The organism is Arthrobacter rhizosphaerae (genome assembly GCF_023062595.1).
In the GTDB taxonomy this organism is placed as follows: domain Bacteria; phylum Actinomycetota; class Actinomycetes; order Actinomycetales; family Micrococcaceae; genus Arthrobacter; species Arthrobacter rhizosphaerae.
The window spans coordinates 105,024-123,676 of sequence record NZ_JALLAN010000004.1; the positions used below are offsets into that span (position 1 = coordinate 105,024).

Sequence of the window (18,653 nt, forward strand, 5' to 3'; positions counted from 1 at the left end):
CACACTCCCATGATCCGCCACAGGCACGATTACCGGGAGGGGGTCTTCCCCCCTCACAACTGCGGGTAACCCCCATACACCCTGCGGTCACCCGCGTTCCGGGCACAACCTCTGGGCGCCTACGTTGGGGTCCAGCGGATGCCGCGGAACGGCGGCCGCACGAATGGAGGAAATCATGCGCAGGACCTACTCAGCAATCGCTTGGATCATCGCCGGCGGCGTGGTGGTGCAGGCCGCTTCGATCGCCTTCGGCCTCGGTGGAATGTCGCACTTTATCCAGGAGGGCGGCGTCGTCGACAAGGCCCTCATCGAAAGCCGTCAGGCAACATTCACGGGTGTCCTTGGATTCCCGATTCATGGCATGGTCGGCGGCATGGTCATTCCCCTCGCCGCCCTGGCGCTGCTGATCGTCGCGTTCTTCGTGAAAGTACGCGGTGCACGCCCCTGGGCGGCAATTGTGCTTGCGTTGGTTGCATTGCAGATCACCCTTGGATACTCCATCGCCGATATGCCCTACCTCGGACTGATCCACGGTGCTAACGCGTTGGCCCTGCTGCTCGCCGCCGTGTACGCGGCGCTGCGCATCCGTCGGCGTAAAACCATAGTTGCCCGGGAACTGTCCTCTGATGTCATCGCGACGTGACCTCTTCCGGCGCGTCGCCATCAGCATGGCGGTGACCGGTGCGCTTGGCTTCGGCGCGCTCGGGTGGAGCTCAACGCTGCTGGGCGAGTACTCGGTGATGGACATGCGTGACCCGTCTGCCGGCCATGTCCATGGCTCCGCTGCCGGCGCGGCCGGACCGGCCAGTGCCTTAAGCGTGACCGAGCTCATCGCAGACCCGCTTCGGCCTTCCGACGTGCGAACCGTACTCGTGGCCCGCCAGCAGACGATCGATCTGCCGGGAGGGCGTCCGTTCGAGGGGTACACCGTGAACGGCACATCACCGGGACCAACGATTCGCGCGCAGCAGGGCGCTCTCGTCGAGGTTGTGTTCGTTAACGAATCGGTCGGCGCCGATGCCACGCTGCACTGGCATGGCATAGACGTGCCGAACGCGGCCGACGGGGTCGCGGGAATCACGCAGGATGCGGTTCCAATCGGAGGCCGTCATGTGTACAGGTTCATCGCTGAAGACGCCGGCACCTACTGGTATCACTCGCATCAGGTATCGCATGAGCAGGTGGAGGGCGGGCTGCTCGGTGCGGTGATTATCGAACCTAAAGAGTCACACGCTGGCGGGTTCGAAACCGACGTCGTCGCGCTCCTGCACGTCTACGGCGGCCAGCACACACTCAACGGGCGTGTGCAGGACGAACAGGTGCCGGCGGAGCCCGGCTCGAGCACGCGGATCCGCGTCATCAATACCGACCAGGGCACTGCAGCTGTCTGGTCAGCCACTCCCTTCCGGGTTGTCGCGACCGACGGCCACGACGTGAACGGCCCCACCGTCGTCGAAGGCCGAACGGTGCTCATTCCTGCGGGCGGGAGAGCGGACATCGCGGTTCAGGCCCCTCCGCAAGGCTCCGCGCGCCTCCACGTCGGCGGGGCCCGCAGCATCTCCATCGGCGATCCGGCCGCGACTCCGCCATCAGTGCGGCAGCCGGCTCAGTCGCTCGACCTGCTGGCATACGGCAGCGCTGCCTCTGTCGAACTCGACGCGCGGACACCGGACCTCAGGTTTGACTACGTGATCGGACGCCGCTTCGGCCTCATTGACGGCCGGCCCGGAAACTTCTGGACCCTGAACGGGCGGCTCTTCCCCGACGTTCCGATGTTCCACGTGCGCGAGGACGACGTCGTCGTGATGCGAATCGTCAACGAGACCGGAGAGGTGCATCCGATGCATTTGCACGGTCACCACATCCTTGTGCTCTCACGCGACAATGTGGTGGCGTCGGGCAGCCCGTGGTGGATCGACTCGCTGGATGTGCATCCCGGCGAGTCGTACGAGGTCGCCTTCATCGCCGACAACCCCGGGATCTGGAGCGATCACTGCCACACCCTCCCGCACGCCGTCGACGGCCTGGTCGCCCACCTCATGTACGAGGGAGTCTCGACGCCGTTCACCATCAACGGCGCCGCAGGCAACCAGCCCGAATGAACCCGCTCAACATCAGAAAGAAGACTCCCATGCCATCAATGTCCTTCACTCCCCAGGTCCGTCTTGCTGCCCGCATATGCATAGTGGGTGGGGCCGGGTTTTTCATCCTCGCCATCGCGGCCCTGACTGTACCCGAGCTGGCGCCGGGCAACCCGCCTGTGACGTGGCTCCAGGTTCTTTTCGCGGTCCTCCATTTGTGCCAGATCGCCGGTATCGCGGCAATCGGCTTCACCGGGGCCGTCGGCCGGGCCGGCATGGTCGGTCTGTGGCTGGCGGCGGGAGGCGCCGCCACCTTCGCCGTCGCCGAGCTGATGGTGCTGATCAGTATGCCCGGCTCCGAGACGGCGTTCGGACTCGGATCCCTGCTGACCATCGTCGGGCTGTCCATAGCTGGGGGCTCCGTGCTGCACCAGAGGACGTGGGACGGCCCAGGGCGGTTCCTCCCCCTCGCCCTCGGAGCCTACAACCTGGTGTTGGTTCTGGTCCTGTCTACAGCGTCAGCTCAACTTGGTATTGTCGCACTGGCTTTAAATGCCGTCCTGTGGACCCTGCTTGGCTGGTCCCTGAGTGAAACCAGGTCAACTGTGCCTTTGCGCGGCGGCCTGGCCTGAGCCTGAGCGTGTTTGCGGATGATTCACACGGCAGAACCAGTCAGAGCCCTAGCCTGGCCACTGCTTCCTCACGCATCTCCACTTTGCGCACTTTGCCGGACACCGTCATCGGGAAGCTCTCACGGACATCCACGTAGCGGGGGATCTTGTAGTGGGCCAGGTGTCCCCGGCAGTAGTCGGCGACGGCGTCGGCATCCAGGGGCTCGGTTCCTGGCTCCTGGATGATGCATGCCATCAGTTCCTCGCCGTATCTGGCATCCGGGACGCCTATCACCTGGACGTCCTGGATTGCCGGGTGCGTAAAGAGGAACTCCTCGATCTCCCGCGGATAGATGTTCTCGCCGCCGCGGATCACCATGTCCTTGATCCGGCCCTCGATCACTACGTAGCCATCGTCATCCATCCGGGCGAGGTCACCCGTGTGCATCCAGCCGTCCGCATCGATGGCCTCGGCCGTCTTTTCCGGCTGGTTCCAATAGCCCTTCATCACTGCATAGCCCCGGGTGCACAGCTCTCCAATCCGGCCACGGTCCAGCACCTCACCCGTGGCTGGGTCGACGATTTGGCTCTCAAGACTGGGCATGGTCCGGCCAACCGTTTGGGTGCGGTGTTCCACTGTGTCCCCCCGCCGGGTCATGGTGGACACGGGGGACGTCTCCGTCATCCCGTAGCAAATGGCCACGTCCTTCATTTTCATGTCTGTGATGACCCGGTTCATCACCTCAACGGGACAGGTGGATCCTGCCATCACCCCGGTGCGCAGTGTGGAGAGATCGTAGGACGCAAAGTCCGGCAGCGCGAGTTCGGCGATGAACATGGTGGGCACGCCATACAGGGACGTCCCGCCGAAGTCCTGGACTGCTTCGAGAGCAGCCGCCGGGCTGAATCCACGGGCTGGAATGATGGTGGCGGCTCCGTGGCTGAGCGCATTGAGGTTGCCGATCACCATGCCAAAGCAGTGGTAGAACGGCACCGGGATCACCACGCGATCATGTTCGGTGTAGCCCAGCAGCTCACCGATTGCGTAGCCGTTGTTAAGGATGTTGTGGTGCGTCAGCGTAGCGCCCTTGGGAAATCCTGTGGTTCCCGAGGTGTACTGCAGGTTTACGGGATCGTTTGGGTCAAGTTCCGCCATCCGCGCCTTCAATGTGGAATGCCCGACGTCGTCCGCCCGCTTGAGCAGCTCGGCGTAAGTCAGTTCGGGGTCGTGTTCCGGGACACCGGCGTCGAGCCCCTCCGCCCCGGAATCGGGCAGGAAGACCAGTTCCTGAAGGCCGGGGCAGGCTGCGAGCGCCTCGCGTGCCATTCCCACGTAGTCGCTGTTGCGGTCCGAGGGCGCCGCCACCAGCATCCGCATACCGTTTTGGTTCACCACAAATTCAAGTTCATGGCTGCGGTAGGCCGGATTGACGTTGACCAGGATGGCTCCTGCCTTGGCCGTGGCGTACTGCAGGATGGTCCATTCGGCACAGTTGGGACTCCAGATCCCAATCCTGTCCCCTTTGGCGATGCCCACAGCCAGCAAGGCCCTCGCAAGCCGGTCGACGTCGTCGTTGAACTTCGTGTAACTCCACCGCCGGGCATCTTCGCCGGCAACGGGGGCCGCTTCAATCAGCGCATCATGGAAAGGAAATTCGGCCACCATCCGCTCAAGATTCTGACCGATGGTCTCCTCGAGCAACGGGACGTCAGTGTCCCCGGCTGTGTAAGCGCGCATGCTGGCACGCTACAGCGTCCCCGGCTTCATGAGAAGGGCAACTACTAGGGAGTCCTACTAAACAATTCTTTCGACGTTCCGGTGCCCGGTATTGTGAAGCGCATGACTGAACCCATTGACTTGAAGACCACATTCATCCCCAATGACGGGGAATTCTTCCGTGTAAAGCTCGCCTTGGAAATTGCCATTGACGAGGTGGTCAGCGAACCAGGCTGTATCCGCTACGAACTGACAGAGGCCACCGACGACAGGCTGGTGCTAACCGAGCGCTGGGCATCGGAAGAGGACCTGGAAAAGCATTCAAAGGGCGTTGCGGTACAGGATCTCAACGAGCGGCTGAGTGCGTTGCTGGCCGAACCGGTCAAGTGGGAACGGCTCTAAAGAGCCGTCCCACCTGAGCGGGAAAACCAAGCGTCGCGAAAAAACTAGGCCTCGGGAATCTGGGAGCCGTCCTGGGGACCCGTGGAAGCGGCAGTTGCCTCTGCCCGCGAGCGCGCTACGTGGGCGTGGACTTCTTCCATGTCCAGGGCCTTGACAGCATCGACCACCTGTTCGAGCTGCTGTTCGTTCAGGGCGCCGGGCTGGGAAAACACCAGCACCTTTTCGCGGAACGCCATCAGTGTGGGGATGGACGTAATGCCTGCCTCGGCAGCCAGTTGCTGTTCAGCTTCGGTGTCCACCTTGGCAAAAACGACGTCCTGATGCTTCTCAGAAACAGCAGAATATCTGGGCGCGAACTGGCGGCAAGGGCCGCACCATTCGGCCCAAAAGTCCACCAGTACGATGTCGTTGTCCTCAATGGTCGATGCGAACTGTTCACCTGTTATGTCTACGGTAGCCATCCCTCCACGGTACGCGAGGCCGCTCACGATGTCCCGTCGGTTCGCTGTTGGCACAGTCAGCGACGGCACACCGCGGCGTCGGAACCTGGGCACAACTTAGCTGGCAGGGAACTACACCCAGGCGTGTGGGGCGGGGCGCCGGGCGCCAGGCAAAGCGTTGGTCTCGCGCCACTCATGGATCCACTCCGGGAGCTCAAGCCCAGCAGGCGGCTCACCGAACTCCTTCAGGATTTCCTCCTGGCTGACCGGGCCTCCGCTGCTGACGAGCCGGGTGGCGATGTGGGCTCTGGCGTAGATTTCACCGTCCACCACCATGCGCTGCTCGAAGTAGATGGCTTTTGCATCCAGTCCAATGATCCTGGACTCGATGGTGTAACGCTGCCAAAGCTGGAGCGACTTGCGGAAGGCAATCGTCTCCCCCGCTGCGACCGGAGACCATCCGCGACTGCGCATCTTTTTCCACGTACCGCTCCGAGCCATCAGGTCAAAACGGCCAAGGTCCATCAGGGAAAAATACATGCCGTTGTTGACATGCAGGGCGATGTCTATGTCGGTAGGAAGAACCCGCAGAGGCAACGACGACGTCTCCCAGATGTTCAGACGGGATCGCCGGGACGATGTGAACAAGACCAGCAGCGTGCGAAGCAATAGGTGCATAGTCTCAATGTTACCGGGCAGTAACTTCTTGGCCAAGCGCTGTTCTTTCCAGGTGCTAGCGGCCACCCTATGATGCCCCTATGACCCAGGAACGCTACCGCAACCTCGCCGAGTGGCCCCTTATGGGAACGGCGCTGATTTTCCTCACGGCCTACGCGTGGCAGGTGATCGGGGCAATCGAAGGCCGTGACGCAGACGTCCTTGAGGTTGTCATGTGGATCACCTGGGCGATTTTCGCCGTCGACTACGTCACGAATCTTTCTCTTGCCGAAGACCGCCGCCGCTGGTTTATCCGGAATCTTCATGAGCTGCTCATCGTCGCGCTTCCGTTTTTCCGCCCACTGAGGCTGCTCCGTTTGGTCACTTTACTGGCCGTGCTCCACAGAACCATAGGTGAGACCCTGCGCGGCCGCGTGGTCACCTACGTGGCCGGATCGGCGGCGCTCCTTGTTTTCGTGGGAGCCTTGGCCGTGCTCGACGTCGAGCAATCAGCTCCTGATGCAAAGATCGTCACTTTCGGCGACGCCCTGTGGTGGGCAATCACCACCATCACTACCGTTGGTTACGGGGACATGTATCCCGTCACGGCCATCGGGCGGATGGTCGCCGCAGCGTTGATGATGAGCGGAATTGCTGTGCTCGGTGTGGTTACAGCTTCCATCGCTTCCTGGCTGGTCCAGCGCATCGAAGAGGGTACGGAAGCAGCTGCCGGGGCAGCGGAGGCCCCTGTGCTGACCGAGGTGAACGAACTGCAGCAGGAGGTTCTCGCATTACGCCGCGAAATTGAGGCGCTGCGGAGTGAAAAGAGCATCTAGGCCCCTGCCAGCCAATTGAAGTATTTGCGTTAAGTACGCACTTCCCGCCTAAGTAATCCCGCGAAAAAGTCAAGTATTGGCTACTCGTGTGCCCTGTATGACCCCTCAATAGACTCGATATTCCTAGGGCCGACAAATGACAGCGTTTGTCGGATTTGTCTCATCGATAGCTCCTTGTACTGCTTCGCGCCTTGCCTTGGCAGGTACCAGGAACTGTCGCCCTAGGGGTTCCATCCGGCAATCCCTCAGTTCGATGGGGGGTGAACCAGTGGAATACGAACACGGCGGACGATATGCCGCCTTCAAGGCAGCCAGCCGGGCAGCCCCGCGCTTTGGAGCGGGCAACAAGCTCAAAGCCGGAGGGATTGCGGGCTCCATTCTCGCCGTCGTTCTTACCGCTTCGCTGGTCACCTTCGATGGTGACTCCAGCGCTACTGCTCCGGTGGAGCCCGCTCAGACTGTCGACGTCGTGGTCGCCGGGGACGTTGGGAACGCTGACCAGGAAGGCTCTGCCCCAGCGGCGGGGACCGCCCGAGGGGCGGATTCCCTTGCGGCTGAGCTCCCTGTGGAGGCGGTTGCGGCACCTGCACCCGCTGAACCGGTTGCTGTGGAACCAGCGCCGGAGCCCCCCGCTCCGGAACCAGTACCGGCGCCCATACCTGTCCCCGTGCCAGAGCCAGCCCCGGTCGCGCCTCCAGTTGCTGCCCCTGAACCCCCAGTTGAGGCGCCGGCACCGCCCCCGGCGCCCTTAGTACGGACCATCTATGTTGCCGGCGCAGGCGGCCAGGCCCTCGTGGACAGCTGCATCGGGCCCATTCACTACACACCCAACGATGGCTACTCGCTCTTCATCACGGAGCACGATTACTGTGGCGGCTGGGCCCGTTTTTCAGGGATAGGAGTCGGCGAAACCGTCAGCCTGGGCGGGTATGGGACCTATACAGTGACAGCCCGCGGCCAGGTTCCCAATCCCGGCACCACCAATGACGTCATCGCAGTGTTCGGAGGATTCCCGCGGGCTATCCTGCAGACCTGCATTCCCGGCACCAGGCAGATGCTCTTGATCGCTCTGAACTAGAGCAGAGCCACAGGTGTCCGGTTGCGCACCCACCCTCCAGTGATTGCAGCCGGCAACAGAAAGGCCTTCGGATCCTGACGGTTCCGGAGGCCTTTCCAGTGCGGCCGTCAGTCCGTCGTCAAGGCACTGGTTTTCCGGTTCCCCGACTACCCCGTCTTGCGGAAATGGAAGCTGAGGTAGCGCGGAACCCTCTCCGCGTACTCGGCATAGGACTGCCCGAAGATTGCGGCCGTGGCTGCCTCTTCGCGGAGGACACCAAAATGCTCGGCGAGCACCGCGGCAGGCAAAGTTGCGAGAACCCAGGCTGAACCGGACAGGGTTCCCGTCCCTGCATGGATAAACCACCAGCCGACGTACATGGGGTGGCGCGTAAGCGCATACGCGCCACTGGTAACCAATACCTCCGGCTGCTCCAGTACGAATGCACCCGTCGAGTGGTGACGCCGTTCCGCCAGAGCCCACAGATTCAGGCCGACGCCGGCGAGCACCAGCCCACTCCCGGCGAACCGGTGGAGGGAGCGGAATCCGGGAAGAGGTGCAGGACGGATCCGGTCAAGGATGAAATCCAAGGCCAATCCAGTCAATTGCCCTGGTGGCAGCGGAAGGTTTTCGTATACCTCCCTCAACCGGGCCGTACGGGACACAGTCGCCATGCCTGAACTGTAACCCCAAAGATCGACCAACTCGATACTGGATCAGGATGCCTTCGTTTGTCTGGAAATGACGAAGGCCCGTAAATCTCAAGGAGAATTACGGGCCTTCGTTTGGGTGGCAGATGAGGGATTCGAACCCCCGTAGGCGTTGCCAGCTGATTTACAGTCAGCCCCCTTTGGCCGCTCGGGTAATCTGCCGAACTTCAAAAGAAGATCACTCGCGTCCTCCATGCCAGAAGGGCTGTTTCCAGTCCGTTCCGCTTCCGGTGACCGCGGGCAAGACAACTTTACAGAACTTCCGCCGAAGAATCGAATCGGCGCCGCGAGGGGCTAAAAAGCCCGGAAAATCAGGCTTCTCCGAGTATCCGGCCAGCCAGCTTTGCTTCAAACCGTGCAGCCTGTTCTTCAGTGATCTGGTTCAACTGGACTGCCCGCAACAAGTCCGTATGCACTCCGTCCATCCGTGCTGACGCGGCCGCCGTGGGACTAAGAATGATCGAGGCGGCCAAGGCTGCAGCAGCCACGGTGCCCGCGGCTGACGCGATGGTACCCGCGGCGGAAGAGGTAGAACGGAGGACGTAGCGGGCGGCCTTGTGCGGCATGGTCTTTCCTTTCGGGGTGTCACTTCGGGGTGTCACTTCCAACAGCTACAACTCTGGCCGGGCACGCTTGGTTCCTCCCGGGGGTTAGCTATGAGTGAACTGTGAACAGTAGAGCTGGGCGAACCTTCCGCCGACTTCATTTCCAGCCCATCCGTATTAGGCTGGATTCCAGACATCCCGGCCGATATTGAGGCACCGGACCAATAGCAGAAGGAGAGTCATGGCAGGCGAATCCACATTCGACGTCGTCAGTAAGGTCGATAAGCAGGAGGTTGCAAACGCCCTGCACCAGGCCCAGAAAGAACTGGCGCAGCGATACGACTTCAAGGGCGTAGGAGCCGAAGTTGACTTCAGCGGCGAGAAGATCCTCATGAAGGCAAACTCGGAAGAGCGTGTGCTGGCGGTTCTGGACGTATTGCAGTCAAAGCTCATCCGCCGCGGTATCTCCTTGAAGTCCCTGGACACCGGCGAGCCTTACGCTTCGGGCAAGGAATTCCGCCTGGAAGCGACCATCAAGGAGGGCATCGCCCAGGACCTCGCCAAGAAGATCAACAAGCTGATCCGTGACGAGGCTCCGAAGTCAGTCAAATCCCAGATCCAGGGCGACGAGCTGCGTGTAACCTCCAAGTCCCGCGACGACCTGCAGGAGACCATGGCACTGCTGAAGGACTTCGACGAGGCCGACCTCCAGTTTGTGAACTTCCGCAGCTAACTCAGTGAGGACGCAAACGGGCTTAGGACACGCACATTTGAGTGTCCTAAGCCCGTTTGCGCGTCCTCAGCGAAGCACGACGGCGGCCCGTCACCTGAGCGGCCGTTCCGCCATCTGCTCCAGCCTGGCAATCCGCTCCCGCATCGGTGGGTGCGTGGCGAACATCTTGTTCATTACGCCGCCACGGAACGGGTTCGCGATCATGAGGTGGGATGCATTCACCAGCCGCTGGTCCGGCGGCAGCGGCGCGAGCTGCACGCCCTGCTCAATCTTTCGCAGGGCAGAGGCGAGCGCCAGCGGATCCCCGGTAAGCGCAGAACCGTCCTCGTCGGCGTCGTACTCCCTGGTGCGGGAGATGGCGAGCTGGATCATTGAAGCTGCGAACGGCGCCAGCAAGGCCATGGCGAGCATCGCGATCGGGTTCGAGTTGCGCCGGTCACCACCCATGAACACGAGCATCTGCCCTACCGAAGTAATCACTCCTGCTACGGCGGCTGCTACCGAGGACGTGAGGATATCCCGGTTGTAGACATGCATCAGCTCGTGCCCCAGAACGCCGCGCAACTCCCGGGCATTAAGGATCTGCAGGATGCCCTCCGTACAGCACACCGCTGCATTCTGTGGATTCCGGCCCGTGGCGAAGGCGTTGGGCGCCATGGTTGGTGAGAGATAGATGCGCGGCATTGGCTGCTTGGCCTGCACCGAAAGCTCCCGGACAATCTGGTAAAGCTGGGGCGCCTGGGCCTCGGAAACGGGGTACGCCTGCATGGACCTGAGCGCGATCTTGTCGCTGTTCCAGTAACCGTAGGCCGTGGTGCCGACGCCGATCAGAGCCATGATCCAGATGGGTGTTGTACTGCGCATGCTGGCGGCAATCAAGGCACCAAGTCCGAGCAGCACAGCCCAGAGCATTCCGAAGAGCGCCGCGGTCTTCAGTCCGTTGTTATGTTTGTGCACTTCGCCTCCAGCTGACACGCCGCCCAACAGCAGAACCCAACCTTCACTCAAAAGTTTAGTGCCGCCACCGGCCAGTATCTCTAACGGTGGAGGCGCAGCTTGATTGACGCTTGATATGGTCAGCTGGGAAAGGAGCACGCATGGGATTGGCCAGACGGCTGCTGTGGGGATCGGCAGCCTGGGAAGTAGCCCGCCCTCGCACGCCACTGACCGCAGGCCACCTGCTGATCAGGCTCAGTAATCCGGCCATAGCCCTTGACCAGCGCTCGGCCTCAGACTGGCTCCGCTGCCATAAGGCAGCTGTTGCCGCACTCACCCAGGTCCTTGGCGTGACCCACTGCACCCTGATGTTTGCCTATCAGTGGCATGCTCTCGGGGCAGCCGTTGGCGAGCCGGTAGCTGAGTCCTCCACACCCACGTTCCACCTTTTCGGACGTTGGGACGCGGAACCGGTCACCCCGGGTGCCGTGCTGGCAGTTCCCGCTCATCGCCGGACGCCTCTGGACGAAGATGAACTCCTGGAAATCGATCTCGCACTCCGTGATGCCCTCCGGGCCACGGCGGCGTTCGACTCAGAATTGACGGTTGATGAGGACGATCTTGACGTTGGCCTACTGGCCGGTGACAAAGGCGCCGCCACGCTTCCCGACGTCGCTACTGTTACGCCTGCGCACCCGATCGACGGCGGGCATCGGGTGTTGACGGTCCAGCGCGACTTGGCCTCCATCTCAGACGTCCGCCCCGCGGAAATCCTGGCCCTCGCGAAGGTTCTGGAAGGACTCGCCGCGGATCCGACTGTCAGTGGGCTGAGCTGTGTTGCGCCGGATCCTGCGGTCACCCGCGGCCGGCTGGAGCTGCACGTTCTGGGACGCTCGGCCAACGAGTCCGGGAATCCACTCGTTGCTTTGCTCGATTCCCCGGAACTTAGCCAAGCCTTATTGTGATTCAGTCATAATAAGTGTTTCAATGGTGCCATGAGCGATTCCGGTGGCGGCCACGAAGCATGGGCCAAGGCCCTGCGTGCCCACGGGCGCCGGGTGACCAAGCAGCGCCTTGCCGTGCTGGCCGCCGTCGAACGTCATCCCCACTCCCCTGCCGAAAACATCCTTGCAGCCGCCCGGAACGATCTTCCGGAGCTGACGGCACAGTCCGTCTACGTGGTCTTAGGGGATCTCACCGACCTGAACATGCTGCGCCGGTTTGAACCTCCCCACTCTCCCGCGCTGTACGAAACGCGAGTAGCGGACAACCATCACCATGCGATCTGTATCAGCTGCGGACGCGTCGAAGACGTCGATTGCGCAGTTGGCCACGCTCCATGCCTCACCCCGCATTGGGGCGAGGACAGTGGACGGCGCATGACCATCCAGATTGCCGACGTGCTGTACCAGGGCATTTGCCAGGACTGCCAGCACGCCCAACAGCTTCCTTCCGAACTCGATAAGTAACCATCCAAGAAATAGGAGAACGATGACCGCGAACAGTGTTGCGCCCATCCCCGTATCCACAACCCAATCAGGGGCGCCTGTCACTTCAGATGCCCATTCCCGCTCCGTCGGTGCTGACGGCGCAATCATCCTCACGGACCACTACCTGGTCGAAAAGCTCGCGCAGTTCAACCGCGAGCGCGTGCCGGAGCGTGTAGTTCACGCCAAGGGCGGCGGCGCTTTCGGTAAGTTCACCACCACCGAGGACGTCTCGGCCTACACCAAGGCTGCTTTCCTGCAGCCGGGCGTTGACACCGAGATGCTCATCCGCTTCTCCTCTGTTGCGGGCGAGAATGGCTCCCCTGACACTTGGCGCGATCCCCGCGGTTTCGCCGTGAAGTTCTACACCTCCGAGGGCAATTACGACCTCGTCGGAAACAACACCCCCGTCTTCTTCATCCGCGACGGCATCAAGTTCCCCGACTTCATCCACTCCCAGAAGCGCCTCCCGGGTACCCACCTGCGTGACGCCGACATGCAGTGGGATTTCTGGACCCTTTCCCCGGAATCCGCACACCAGGTCACCTGGCTCATGGGCGACCGCGGCCTCCCGGCTTCCTGGCGGGAAATGCAGGGCTACGGCTCGCACACCTACCAGTGGATCAACGCTGAAGGCGAGCGCTTCTGGGTCAAGTACCACTTCAAGTCCAACCAGGGCGTCAAGACCATGGGCGGGGACCAGGCCGAAGAACTCGCCGGTTCAGACGCCGACTTCTACATCCGCGACCTGCAGGAAAACATTGCTGCCGGCAACTTCCCCTCCTGGGACCTCCACGTGCAGGTTATGCCGTACGAGGACGCCAAGACCTACCGCTTCAACCCGTTCGACCTCACCAAGGTGTGGCCGCACGCTGACTACCCGCTGATCAAGGTAGGCACCATGGAGCTGAACCGGAACCCGGAGAACTACTTCGCGCAGATCGAGCAGGCAACGTTTGCGCCGTCGAACTTCGTTCCCGGCATTGCCGCTTCCCCGGACAAGATGCTGCAGGCCCGCATCTTCTCCTACGCGGACGCACACCGTTACCGCGTGGGCACCAACCACGCCCAGATCCCGGTGAACCAGCCCAAGAACCAGGTCAACAACTACAGCCAGGACGGCGCGGGACGTTACCTCTTCAACGCCCCTTCCGTTCCGGTTTACGCACCGAACTCGGTGGGCGGCCCGGCTGCGGTTGAGCCTCAGAGCCCGGCCGGTGGCTGGGAGAACGACGGCGAGCTGACCCTTGCCGCGCACTCCCTGCACGCTGAGGACAGCGATTTCGTCCAGGCCGGAGCGTTGTACCGCGAGGTTTACGACAACGGCGCCAAGGCCCGCCTGCTCGAAACCATCACCGGTGCCGTGGGCGGCGTCAAGAGCCCGGGTATCAAGGAACGCGCCATCCAGTACTGGACCAACGTTGACGCCGAGCTCGGTGCGAAACTCCGCGCCAACCTTGGTGCAGGCGTTACCGCCGGCGCTGGCAATTCAGAGGCAGAAGCTGCCAACAAGATCGGCTGATTGTTCTGATCGAAGCGTTACTGAACGCCCCGTCGCGGATTTCTCCGCGGCGGGGCGTTTTGTTTTCCACATAGCCTCCGGAGAGTATGGCCTGCCCCGCCAGCGACTGCCTACCATCCGTACATGGACTCTTTTGAAGGAATTCCCCCGACGGCGTTCGGGTTCTACGCGGAACTGGAAGAAAACAACAACCGCGACTGGTGGCTGCAGAACAAGGCCCGTTACGAGGAGGACGTCAAGAAACCATTGGCGGCGTTGCTCGCCGGGCTTGAGCCACGCTTCGGTCCCGCCAAGATCTTCAGGCCCAACCGGGACATCCGGTTCTCCCAGGACAAGTCCCCGTACAAGACCGCCCAGGGAGCGTTCGCGTCCTATCAGGAGGGTGTGGGGTATTACCTTCAAGTGGGGGCCGATGGCCTTCTGGTTGGCGGCGGGTACCACTCGCATTCCCCCGCCCAACTCGCACGCTACCGCAACGCCGTGGACGCCTCGGCAACGGGTGAATCGCTGCAGCACATCGTGGGGGCTCTCAACAATTCAGGGTTCGACGTTGATGGCGAAAAGCTGAAGACCGTACCCCGCGGCTTCGACTCCGCCCATCCCCGCGCCGAACTGCTCAAACACAAGACGCTTACCGCAGGAGTTGACCTGGGGCAGCCCGACTGGCTGGCTACTCCTGCGGCCTCGGATGAAATCGCCGGGCTTTGGGAGCAGCTGCGCCCCCTCGTCGAGTGGGTGGGCCGCCACGCCGCACCATGAGATCGCCCGCATGGGACGGCAGCCCGCTAGTTTTCAGTCTGGGCCGGCCTTTCCGGCAGAGTTCTGTGGTGGCCTTCCGTGACAAGCCGATAGTCAAGGTTGCTGAAAAACACTGAGAGCATCAGCTCGAAGGCCTTGGTGGCTTCTTCCGGCTGGTTCATCACGACGAAGTCGAACTGCAGGCCGTAGAAGGTCGAGGTAAACAGGCGTGCATCAGTATCGGCAAATTCTTCCCGGATGCCTTGGACCACGAGCCAGTCCCGGGTTTTGTGGTGCAGCATCCGGAAATTCTCCTGCGACGTGCCACGAGGTGCTGCGGCCACGATGTCCTGGGCGGTGGCCTCGAACTCCAGCCTCGCCAGGTGGCGGTTCCGCTGAGCCATGGTCCACTGCCAGGACTGCAGCAGGAACGCGCGCCACGCCTCGCGGTCAATGTCGCGCACGTCCGCGCTCCGCATGGGGTCCAGCCTGGACTCGATGGAACTGATGATTTCGGCTATCAGCTGCTCCCTGTTGCCGAAATGGTAGACCAGCACATAGCTGGAGATACCGAGCCCCTGGGCCAGGCTGCGGAAGGTCAGTTCAGCAAGGGTCTTGTCCATCAGATAGTCCAGGATGGCAGACAGGAGCTCCGCTTTGCGTTCGGGTTTTGCAGGGCGGGCCATGGCTCCATCTTAGGAGCCATGGCCCGGCAGGGTTGACATCGCGACCGGACCCCCAGCCGGGGTGCGGTTTAGACGCGGGTCAGGGCGTCGTCGTCGTCCGATGTCTTGTTGACCGCTGACCTGGCTTCGCTGAAGCGCTCGTTAAGACGCGAGTGCCGCTGTCCGTAGGAGAAGTAGATAGCGACGCCCAGCACCAGCCAGATCGCGAAGAAGATCCAGGTCTCAACGGCCAGGTTGGTCATGAGGTAGAGGCACAGCAGGGCCGACACCACAGGAAGTACCTTGCCGAATGGAACGCGGAACGCCGGCTTCAGGTCCGGGCGCTTCTTCCGGAGCACCAGGATACCCAGGCTGACCATGACGAAGGCGGAGAGCGTCCCGATGTTGATCATCTCCTCCAGGAGATCCACATTTGTCAGGCCAGCCACCACGGCGACGGCTGCCCCGCAAATGATCTGGAGACGTGCCGGAGTGGAACGCTTTGCACTGGTCTTGGACAAGGAGCGCGGCAGGAGGCCGTCCCTGCTCATGGCCAGAACCACACGCGACAGACCCATGAGGAGCACCATAATGACTGTGGTCAGGCCGACGAGTGAACCGAACGCGATCACCTTGGCCGCTCCGGTATCCCCAACTGCTTCAAACGCCGTAGTGAGGGTGGGGTTCTTGACCTCGGCCAGCTCGGTGTATGACACCATGCCGGTCAGCGCCAACGAAACCAGGATGTAGAGCAGGGTCACCACTGCCAGGCCGCCGAAGATACCGCGCGGAAGGGTTTTCTGCGGGTTCTTGACCTCTTCGGCGGAGGTGGCAACGACGTCGAAGCCGATGAAAGCGAAGAAGACCAAGGCTGCGCCGGCAAAAATGCCAAGGGTTCCATACTGCGCAGGGGCAGCCCCCGTCAGGAAGCCGAAGAAGGACTGCTTGAGGACGTCGGTGGCGCCTGCCGCGGCGGTGGGCTCAGATGCGGGTACAAACGGGCTGTAGTTCTCGAACTTGACGTAGGTGAACCCGACAACGATGACGAACAGCACGACGGCGATCTTGATCAGGGTGAACACGTTACCGACGCGGGCTGACAGCTTCGTCCCCAACACCAGCAGCACGGTGAAGATCGCGACAATCAGGAAGGCGCCCCAATAGAGGTCGATCCCTCCGAGCGAGATGGCCGGCGGAATGTCCAGGCCTGTCAGCGCGAATACTTTGCTGAGGTAGATACCCCAGTACTTTGCGATAACTGCGGCGGCCGTGAAGAGCTCCAGGATCAGGTTCCAGCCAATGATCCAGGCCAGGAGCTCGCCCATAGTGGCGTACGTGAAGACGTAGGCGGAGCCAGCCACGGGAATGGCCGTGGCGAATTCGGCGTAGCACATGATGGCCAGCGCGCAGGTGATGGCAGCGATCGCGAAGGAAACGGTAACGGCTGGGCCTGCGAAGTTTGCTGCTGCCTTCGCCCCTACCGAGAAGATTCCGGCGCCGACAGCAACGGCGACGCCCATGATCATCAGGTCCCAGGTGCTCAGGGTCCGCTTGAGTGTGCGGCCCGGCTCCTCAGCGTCGGCTATCGACTGCTCAACTGACTTGGTCCGGAAAAGGTTCATGAGAAAGTCCACAATCTTGATTGCGTGCGGGAAACAGACTTATCAAGAGTAGTGTCCATCCAGTGGACGGCCATATTTGTCCCGGAATGTGAGACGGCCGTATTTAGAACGCGAATGTCGCGGGTATCACCCGGGTCCCGCCAATGTCGAGGGTGAAGCTGCGGGGCGTGGCCGCGGGATTGGTACCGCCAATGACGAGGGGCGGAAGTGCCCCTGCGGTGCCTGCCGGAAGTGTGCAGCTGATCTGGCGGCCCGCAACCGAACATTGCCATCCCCCGGAACCAGCGGTTGTCGGCCGGGTCTGGGAGCCGTGATACTTCAATACAACAGTCACGTCTGTGGCATGGGATCCGCCGGTAACGGCGGCGAGTGAGATAGACAGGACATCGCTGAACTGCTCGCCTCCACCCCTGCTGACATTGGCCGAGGCGCTGAACAGGGTGGCTTCCGCGGGGGCAGGCGGAGGTGCGGGGGCAGGCGGAGGTGCGGGGGCAGGAGCCTGGGTTGGTGGCGGTGCAGGTTGCGGTGATGTTTGCACAGCTCCAGAATCGGCGGAAGTTTCCTGCTGGGGAACCTCACCTACAGTCTGCTGTTCGGCGCCGGGACCTGTTCCCACTGAGCCCGGATCGTCAGTGGATACCAGCTCCGCTGCGGCCTGATCTGCTGCCCGTTCCTCGGCCAACTCGTGGGGCAGCGGATCCTCCGCTCCGGGCGAGGCGGGAAGGCCTCCTTCCGGCACGTCTTCCGGCGAAGAGCCGGCGTCGGGGGAAACTCCCCCTCCAGGTAGCAGGGTGTCCGCCGGCCTGCTATCGCCTGGCAATTGGGCTGCAGGCACATGCTGCCCTGCCCCGCCGGCATTGAGCCCGCCAAACTGCACCGCCACTGCGATTGCGACGGTTACAGCAGCAACGGAGGCTGCGCTTGAGCTGACCAACGCGTGGGTACGCGCCCAGCCCCAGGTCCGTGCGGCGCCCTCCTGCAGGCCCAGGACAGCCCCGCTGAACACTCCGCCAGCGGCAATTCCGGCTGCGGAGGGGAACGCCACCCCGGCAGCGAGCGGGAAGATGATTCCACGCATGCCTGCCCCCACGTCCTGGACCTGAAGCAGCAGTCCGAGGCACTTGGAGCACTCGTCCAGGTGGTCACGCACTTTTGCTTCGTTCCTGGGACTCAGCCCCCGGCGGGCATAGGCGCCCAATTTGTCGGTAACCGCAGCGCAGCCGGGATCTTCGGCTGTGGCCGTGATGTGGTGCTGGAGGTAGGACTGCCGCAGGCCTTCGCGTGCGCGGACGGCGAGCGCAGACACTCCGTTGGCGGACAGTCCCAGCAAGGGAGCTACGGCTGCCGGCGACATGCCATCGATTTCGGTATACCAGAGCACTGCCTGCCAGCGTTCAGGCAACGAGCGGAACGAGTCCGCAACGGTCTTGGATTCAAATGATGCGAGCACGGGATCGGTATAACCCGTGGGGTTCTCATAGGCAGTCAGGTCATCGCTTAGCGTCTGCCGGCCGTCGCCAACGTTCTTCCGGGCTGCCAGCCGGGCTATGGACGAAAACAGATAGGCCCGGAAAAAGGCGTCGGGTCCGGACCCGGTTTGCAGCGCCGAGAGGACGTTTGCGAAGCCTTCAGCAGCCAGGTCCTCGGCGTCGGATCCATTGCGCGCATAACGGTAGGCAAGCCCGACGGCGGCCCGGTGGTGCCGTCCGAAGAGTTGACCGTAGGCGTCCCCTTCTCCGGCGCGCACCTTGGCGATGAGTTCCGCATCGCTGGGTTCGGCGGGTTCCGCACCGGGGGTGGCTTCGCTGAGCATCGTTCTTCCTGACAGGCCGTTGTATCCCTGCCGGGCAGGGCAGGGCTCCCAGTTTACGGCCGGAGAATCAGGTTCCCGGGT

General features: G+C 62.3%; 20 protein-coding genes and 1 tRNA gene. 11 read left to right on the forward strand and 10 right to left on the reverse strand.

Going from position 1 to position 18,653, the window contains the following annotated elements; all coding sequences use genetic code 11:
• Positions 1–175: 175 nt before the first annotated feature.
• From MU551_RS07135 to MU551_RS07145, 3 genes are read left to right on the forward strand one after another with little or no spacing between them, the layout of a single operon-like run.
• A complete protein-coding gene (locus MU551_RS07135) occupies positions 176–643 on the forward strand; it encodes a hypothetical protein (RefSeq protein ID WP_247041992.1) in 468 nt (155 codons plus the stop codon).
• Entirely contained in the window at positions 627–2,102 is a 1,476-nt protein-coding gene (locus MU551_RS07140) for a multicopper oxidase family protein (RefSeq protein WP_247041993.1), read from the forward strand. The genes MU551_RS07135 and MU551_RS07140 overlap by 17 nt, the downstream gene beginning before the upstream one ends.
• 29 nt (positions 2,103–2,131) lie before the next feature.
• Positions 2,132–2,713, forward strand: coding sequence for a hypothetical protein (locus MU551_RS07145; protein WP_247041994.1), 582 nt, complete (start codon positions 2,132–2,134; stop codon positions 2,711–2,713).
• A 40-nt stretch (positions 2,714–2,753) separates the two neighbouring features.
• On the opposite strand, the gene MU551_RS07150 is transcribed toward MU551_RS07145, so the two are convergent.
• A complete protein-coding gene (locus MU551_RS07150) occupies positions 2,754–4,430 on the reverse strand; it encodes an AMP-binding protein (RefSeq protein ID WP_247041995.1) in 1,677 nt (558 codons plus the stop codon).
• Positions 4,431–4,532: 102 nt separating this feature from the next.
• Here MU551_RS07150 and MU551_RS07155 point away from each other — a divergent pair, with 102 nt between their 5' ends.
• Positions 4,533–4,811, forward strand: coding sequence for a putative quinol monooxygenase (locus MU551_RS07155; RefSeq protein WP_247041996.1), 279 nt, complete (start codon positions 4,533–4,535; stop codon positions 4,809–4,811).
• A gap of 44 nt (positions 4,812–4,855) precedes the next feature.
• Here the strand turns inward: MU551_RS07155 and trxA are convergent, their stop codons facing one another.
• Complete coding sequence (trxA, locus tag MU551_RS07160) at positions 4,856–5,272, reverse strand: thioredoxin (protein WP_247041997.1); 417 nt, start codon at positions 5,270–5,272, stop codon at positions 4,856–4,858.
• A gap of 111 nt (positions 5,273–5,383) precedes the next feature.
• On the reverse strand, positions 5,384–5,929 hold the full coding sequence (locus MU551_RS07165; RefSeq protein ID WP_247041998.1) for an acyl-CoA thioesterase: 546 nt from the start codon (positions 5,927–5,929) through the stop codon (positions 5,384–5,386).
• Positions 5,930–6,009: 80 nt separating this feature from the next.
• Here MU551_RS07165 and MU551_RS07170 point away from each other — a divergent pair, with 80 nt between their 5' ends.
• The gene (locus tag MU551_RS07170; protein ID WP_247042000.1) at positions 6,010–6,744 is read left to right on the forward strand and encodes a potassium channel family protein; all 735 of its coding nucleotides are present in this window, start codon (positions 6,010–6,012) and stop codon (positions 6,742–6,744) included.
• Between the two features lie 268 nt (positions 6,745–7,012).
• Complete coding sequence (locus MU551_RS23475) at positions 7,013–7,822, forward strand: peptidoglycan-binding protein (RefSeq protein ID WP_247042002.1); 810 nt, start codon at positions 7,013–7,015, stop codon at positions 7,820–7,822.
• Between the two features lie 146 nt (positions 7,823–7,968).
• Here the strand turns inward: MU551_RS23475 and MU551_RS07180 are convergent, their stop codons facing one another.
• The 3 genes from MU551_RS07180 to MU551_RS07190 all read right to left on the reverse strand — a co-directional run bounded on the left by MU551_RS07180 (position 7,969) and on the right by MU551_RS07190 (position 9,077).
• A complete protein-coding gene (locus tag MU551_RS07180; RefSeq protein ID WP_247042004.1) occupies positions 7,969–8,475 on the reverse strand; it encodes a methyltransferase family protein in 507 nt (168 codons plus the stop codon).
• 116 nt (positions 8,476–8,591) lie between these two features.
• Positions 8,592–8,673 (reverse strand) — tRNA-Tyr (locus tag MU551_RS07185).
• Between the two features lie 149 nt (positions 8,674–8,822).
• A complete protein-coding gene (locus MU551_RS07190; protein WP_247042006.1) occupies positions 8,823–9,077 on the reverse strand; it encodes a hypothetical protein in 255 nt (84 codons plus the stop codon).
• Positions 9,078–9,297: 220 nt separating this feature from the next.
• On the opposite strand from MU551_RS07190, the gene MU551_RS07195 reads away from it, so the two are divergent.
• Positions 9,298–9,789 carry a YajQ family cyclic di-GMP-binding protein gene (locus MU551_RS07195; protein WP_247042008.1) on the forward strand — a complete coding sequence of 164 codons (492 nt, stop codon included), beginning with the start codon at positions 9,298–9,300 and terminating at the stop codon, positions 9,787–9,789.
• A 90-nt stretch (positions 9,790–9,879) separates the two neighbouring features.
• On the opposite strand, the gene htpX is transcribed toward MU551_RS07195, so the two are convergent.
• On the reverse strand, positions 9,880–10,746 hold the full coding sequence (gene htpX, locus MU551_RS07200) for a zinc metalloprotease HtpX (RefSeq protein WP_247042010.1): 867 nt from the start codon (positions 10,744–10,746) through the stop codon (positions 9,880–9,882).
• A gap of 140 nt (positions 10,747–10,886) precedes the next feature.
• Between htpX and MU551_RS07205 the strand changes: the two genes are divergently transcribed.
• From MU551_RS07205 to MU551_RS07220, 4 genes are all read left to right on the forward strand, one after another.
• The gene (locus MU551_RS07205) at positions 10,887–11,690 is read left to right on the forward strand and encodes a hypothetical protein (protein WP_247042012.1); all 804 of its coding nucleotides are present in this window, start codon (positions 10,887–10,889) and stop codon (positions 11,688–11,690) included.
• A 30-nt stretch (positions 11,691–11,720) separates the two neighbouring features.
• Positions 11,721–12,194, forward strand: a complete 474-nt coding sequence (locus tag MU551_RS07210; protein ID WP_247042014.1) for a Fur family transcriptional regulator — start codon at positions 11,721–11,723, stop codon at positions 12,192–12,194.
• 22 nt (positions 12,195–12,216) lie between these two features.
• Complete coding sequence (locus MU551_RS07215; RefSeq protein WP_247042016.1) at positions 12,217–13,734, forward strand: catalase; 1,518 nt, start codon at positions 12,217–12,219, stop codon at positions 13,732–13,734.
• 123 nt (positions 13,735–13,857) lie between these two features.
• Positions 13,858–14,493, forward strand: coding sequence for a DUF2461 domain-containing protein (locus MU551_RS07220; RefSeq protein WP_247042018.1), 636 nt, complete (start codon positions 13,858–13,860; stop codon positions 14,491–14,493).
• 26 nt (positions 14,494–14,519) lie between these two features.
• On the opposite strand, the gene MU551_RS07225 is transcribed toward MU551_RS07220, so the two are convergent.
• From MU551_RS07225 to MU551_RS07235, 3 genes are all read right to left on the reverse strand, one after another.
• The gene (locus MU551_RS07225; RefSeq protein ID WP_247042020.1) at positions 14,520–15,158 is read right to left on the reverse strand and encodes a TetR/AcrR family transcriptional regulator; all 639 of its coding nucleotides are present in this window, start codon (positions 15,156–15,158) and stop codon (positions 14,520–14,522) included.
• A 68-nt stretch (positions 15,159–15,226) separates the two neighbouring features.
• Positions 15,227–16,759, reverse strand: a complete 1,533-nt coding sequence (locus MU551_RS07230) for an amino acid permease (protein WP_247042022.1) — start codon at positions 16,757–16,759, stop codon at positions 15,227–15,229.
• A gap of 103 nt (positions 16,760–16,862) precedes the next feature.
• The gene (locus MU551_RS07235) at positions 16,863–18,572 is read right to left on the reverse strand and encodes a sigma-70 family RNA polymerase sigma factor (protein WP_247042025.1); all 1,710 of its coding nucleotides are present in this window, start codon (positions 18,570–18,572) and stop codon (positions 16,863–16,865) included.
• Positions 18,573–18,653 lie beyond the last annotated feature (81 nt).

Excerpts from the sequence above, each read along its gene's own strand:
- MU551_RS07135 (WP_247041992.1), top strand. The coding sequence starts at position 176 with ATGCGCAGGACCTACTCAGCAATCGCTTGGATCATCGCCGGCGGCGTG.
- MU551_RS07140 (WP_247041993.1), top strand. The coding sequence starts at position 627 with ATGTCATCGCGACGTGACCTCTTCCGGCGCGTCGCCATCAGCATGGCG.
- MU551_RS07145 (WP_247041994.1), top strand. The coding sequence starts at position 2,132 with ATGCCATCAATGTCCTTCACTCCCCAGGTCCGTCTTGCTGCCCGCATA.
- MU551_RS07150 (WP_247041995.1), bottom strand. The coding sequence starts at position 4,430 with ATGCGCGCTTACACAGCCGGGGACACTGACGTCCCGTTGCTCGAGGAG.
- MU551_RS07155 (WP_247041996.1), top strand. The coding sequence starts at position 4,533 with ATGACTGAACCCATTGACTTGAAGACCACATTCATCCCCAATGACGGG.
- trxA (WP_247041997.1), bottom strand. The coding sequence starts at position 5,272 with ATGGCTACCGTAGACATAACAGGTGAACAGTTCGCATCGACCATTGAG.
- MU551_RS07165 (WP_247041998.1), bottom strand. The coding sequence starts at position 5,929 with ATGCACCTATTGCTTCGCACGCTGCTGGTCTTGTTCACATCGTCCCGG.
- MU551_RS07170 (WP_247042000.1), top strand. The coding sequence starts at position 6,010 with ATGACCCAGGAACGCTACCGCAACCTCGCCGAGTGGCCCCTTATGGGA.
- MU551_RS07180 (WP_247042004.1), bottom strand. The coding sequence starts at position 8,475 with ATGGCGACTGTGTCCCGTACGGCCCGGTTGAGGGAGGTATACGAAAAC.
- MU551_RS07190 (WP_247042006.1), bottom strand. The coding sequence starts at position 9,077 with ATGCCGCACAAGGCCGCCCGCTACGTCCTCCGTTCTACCTCTTCCGCC.
- MU551_RS07195 (WP_247042008.1), top strand. The coding sequence starts at position 9,298 with ATGGCAGGCGAATCCACATTCGACGTCGTCAGTAAGGTCGATAAGCAG.
- MU551_RS07205 (WP_247042012.1), top strand. The coding sequence starts at position 10,887 with ATGGGATTGGCCAGACGGCTGCTGTGGGGATCGGCAGCCTGGGAAGTA.
- MU551_RS07210 (WP_247042014.1), top strand. The coding sequence starts at position 11,721 with ATGAGCGATTCCGGTGGCGGCCACGAAGCATGGGCCAAGGCCCTGCGT.
- MU551_RS07215 (WP_247042016.1), top strand. The coding sequence starts at position 12,217 with ATGACCGCGAACAGTGTTGCGCCCATCCCCGTATCCACAACCCAATCA.
- MU551_RS07220 (WP_247042018.1), top strand. The coding sequence starts at position 13,858 with ATGGACTCTTTTGAAGGAATTCCCCCGACGGCGTTCGGGTTCTACGCG.
- MU551_RS07225 (WP_247042020.1), bottom strand. The coding sequence starts at position 15,158 with ATGGCCCGCCCTGCAAAACCCGAACGCAAAGCGGAGCTCCTGTCTGCC.
- MU551_RS07230 (WP_247042022.1), bottom strand. The coding sequence starts at position 16,759 with ATGAACCTTTTCCGGACCAAGTCAGTTGAGCAGTCGATAGCCGACGCT.
- MU551_RS07235 (WP_247042025.1), bottom strand. The coding sequence starts at position 18,572 with ATGCTCAGCGAAGCCACCCCCGGTGCGGAACCCGCCGAACCCAGCGAT.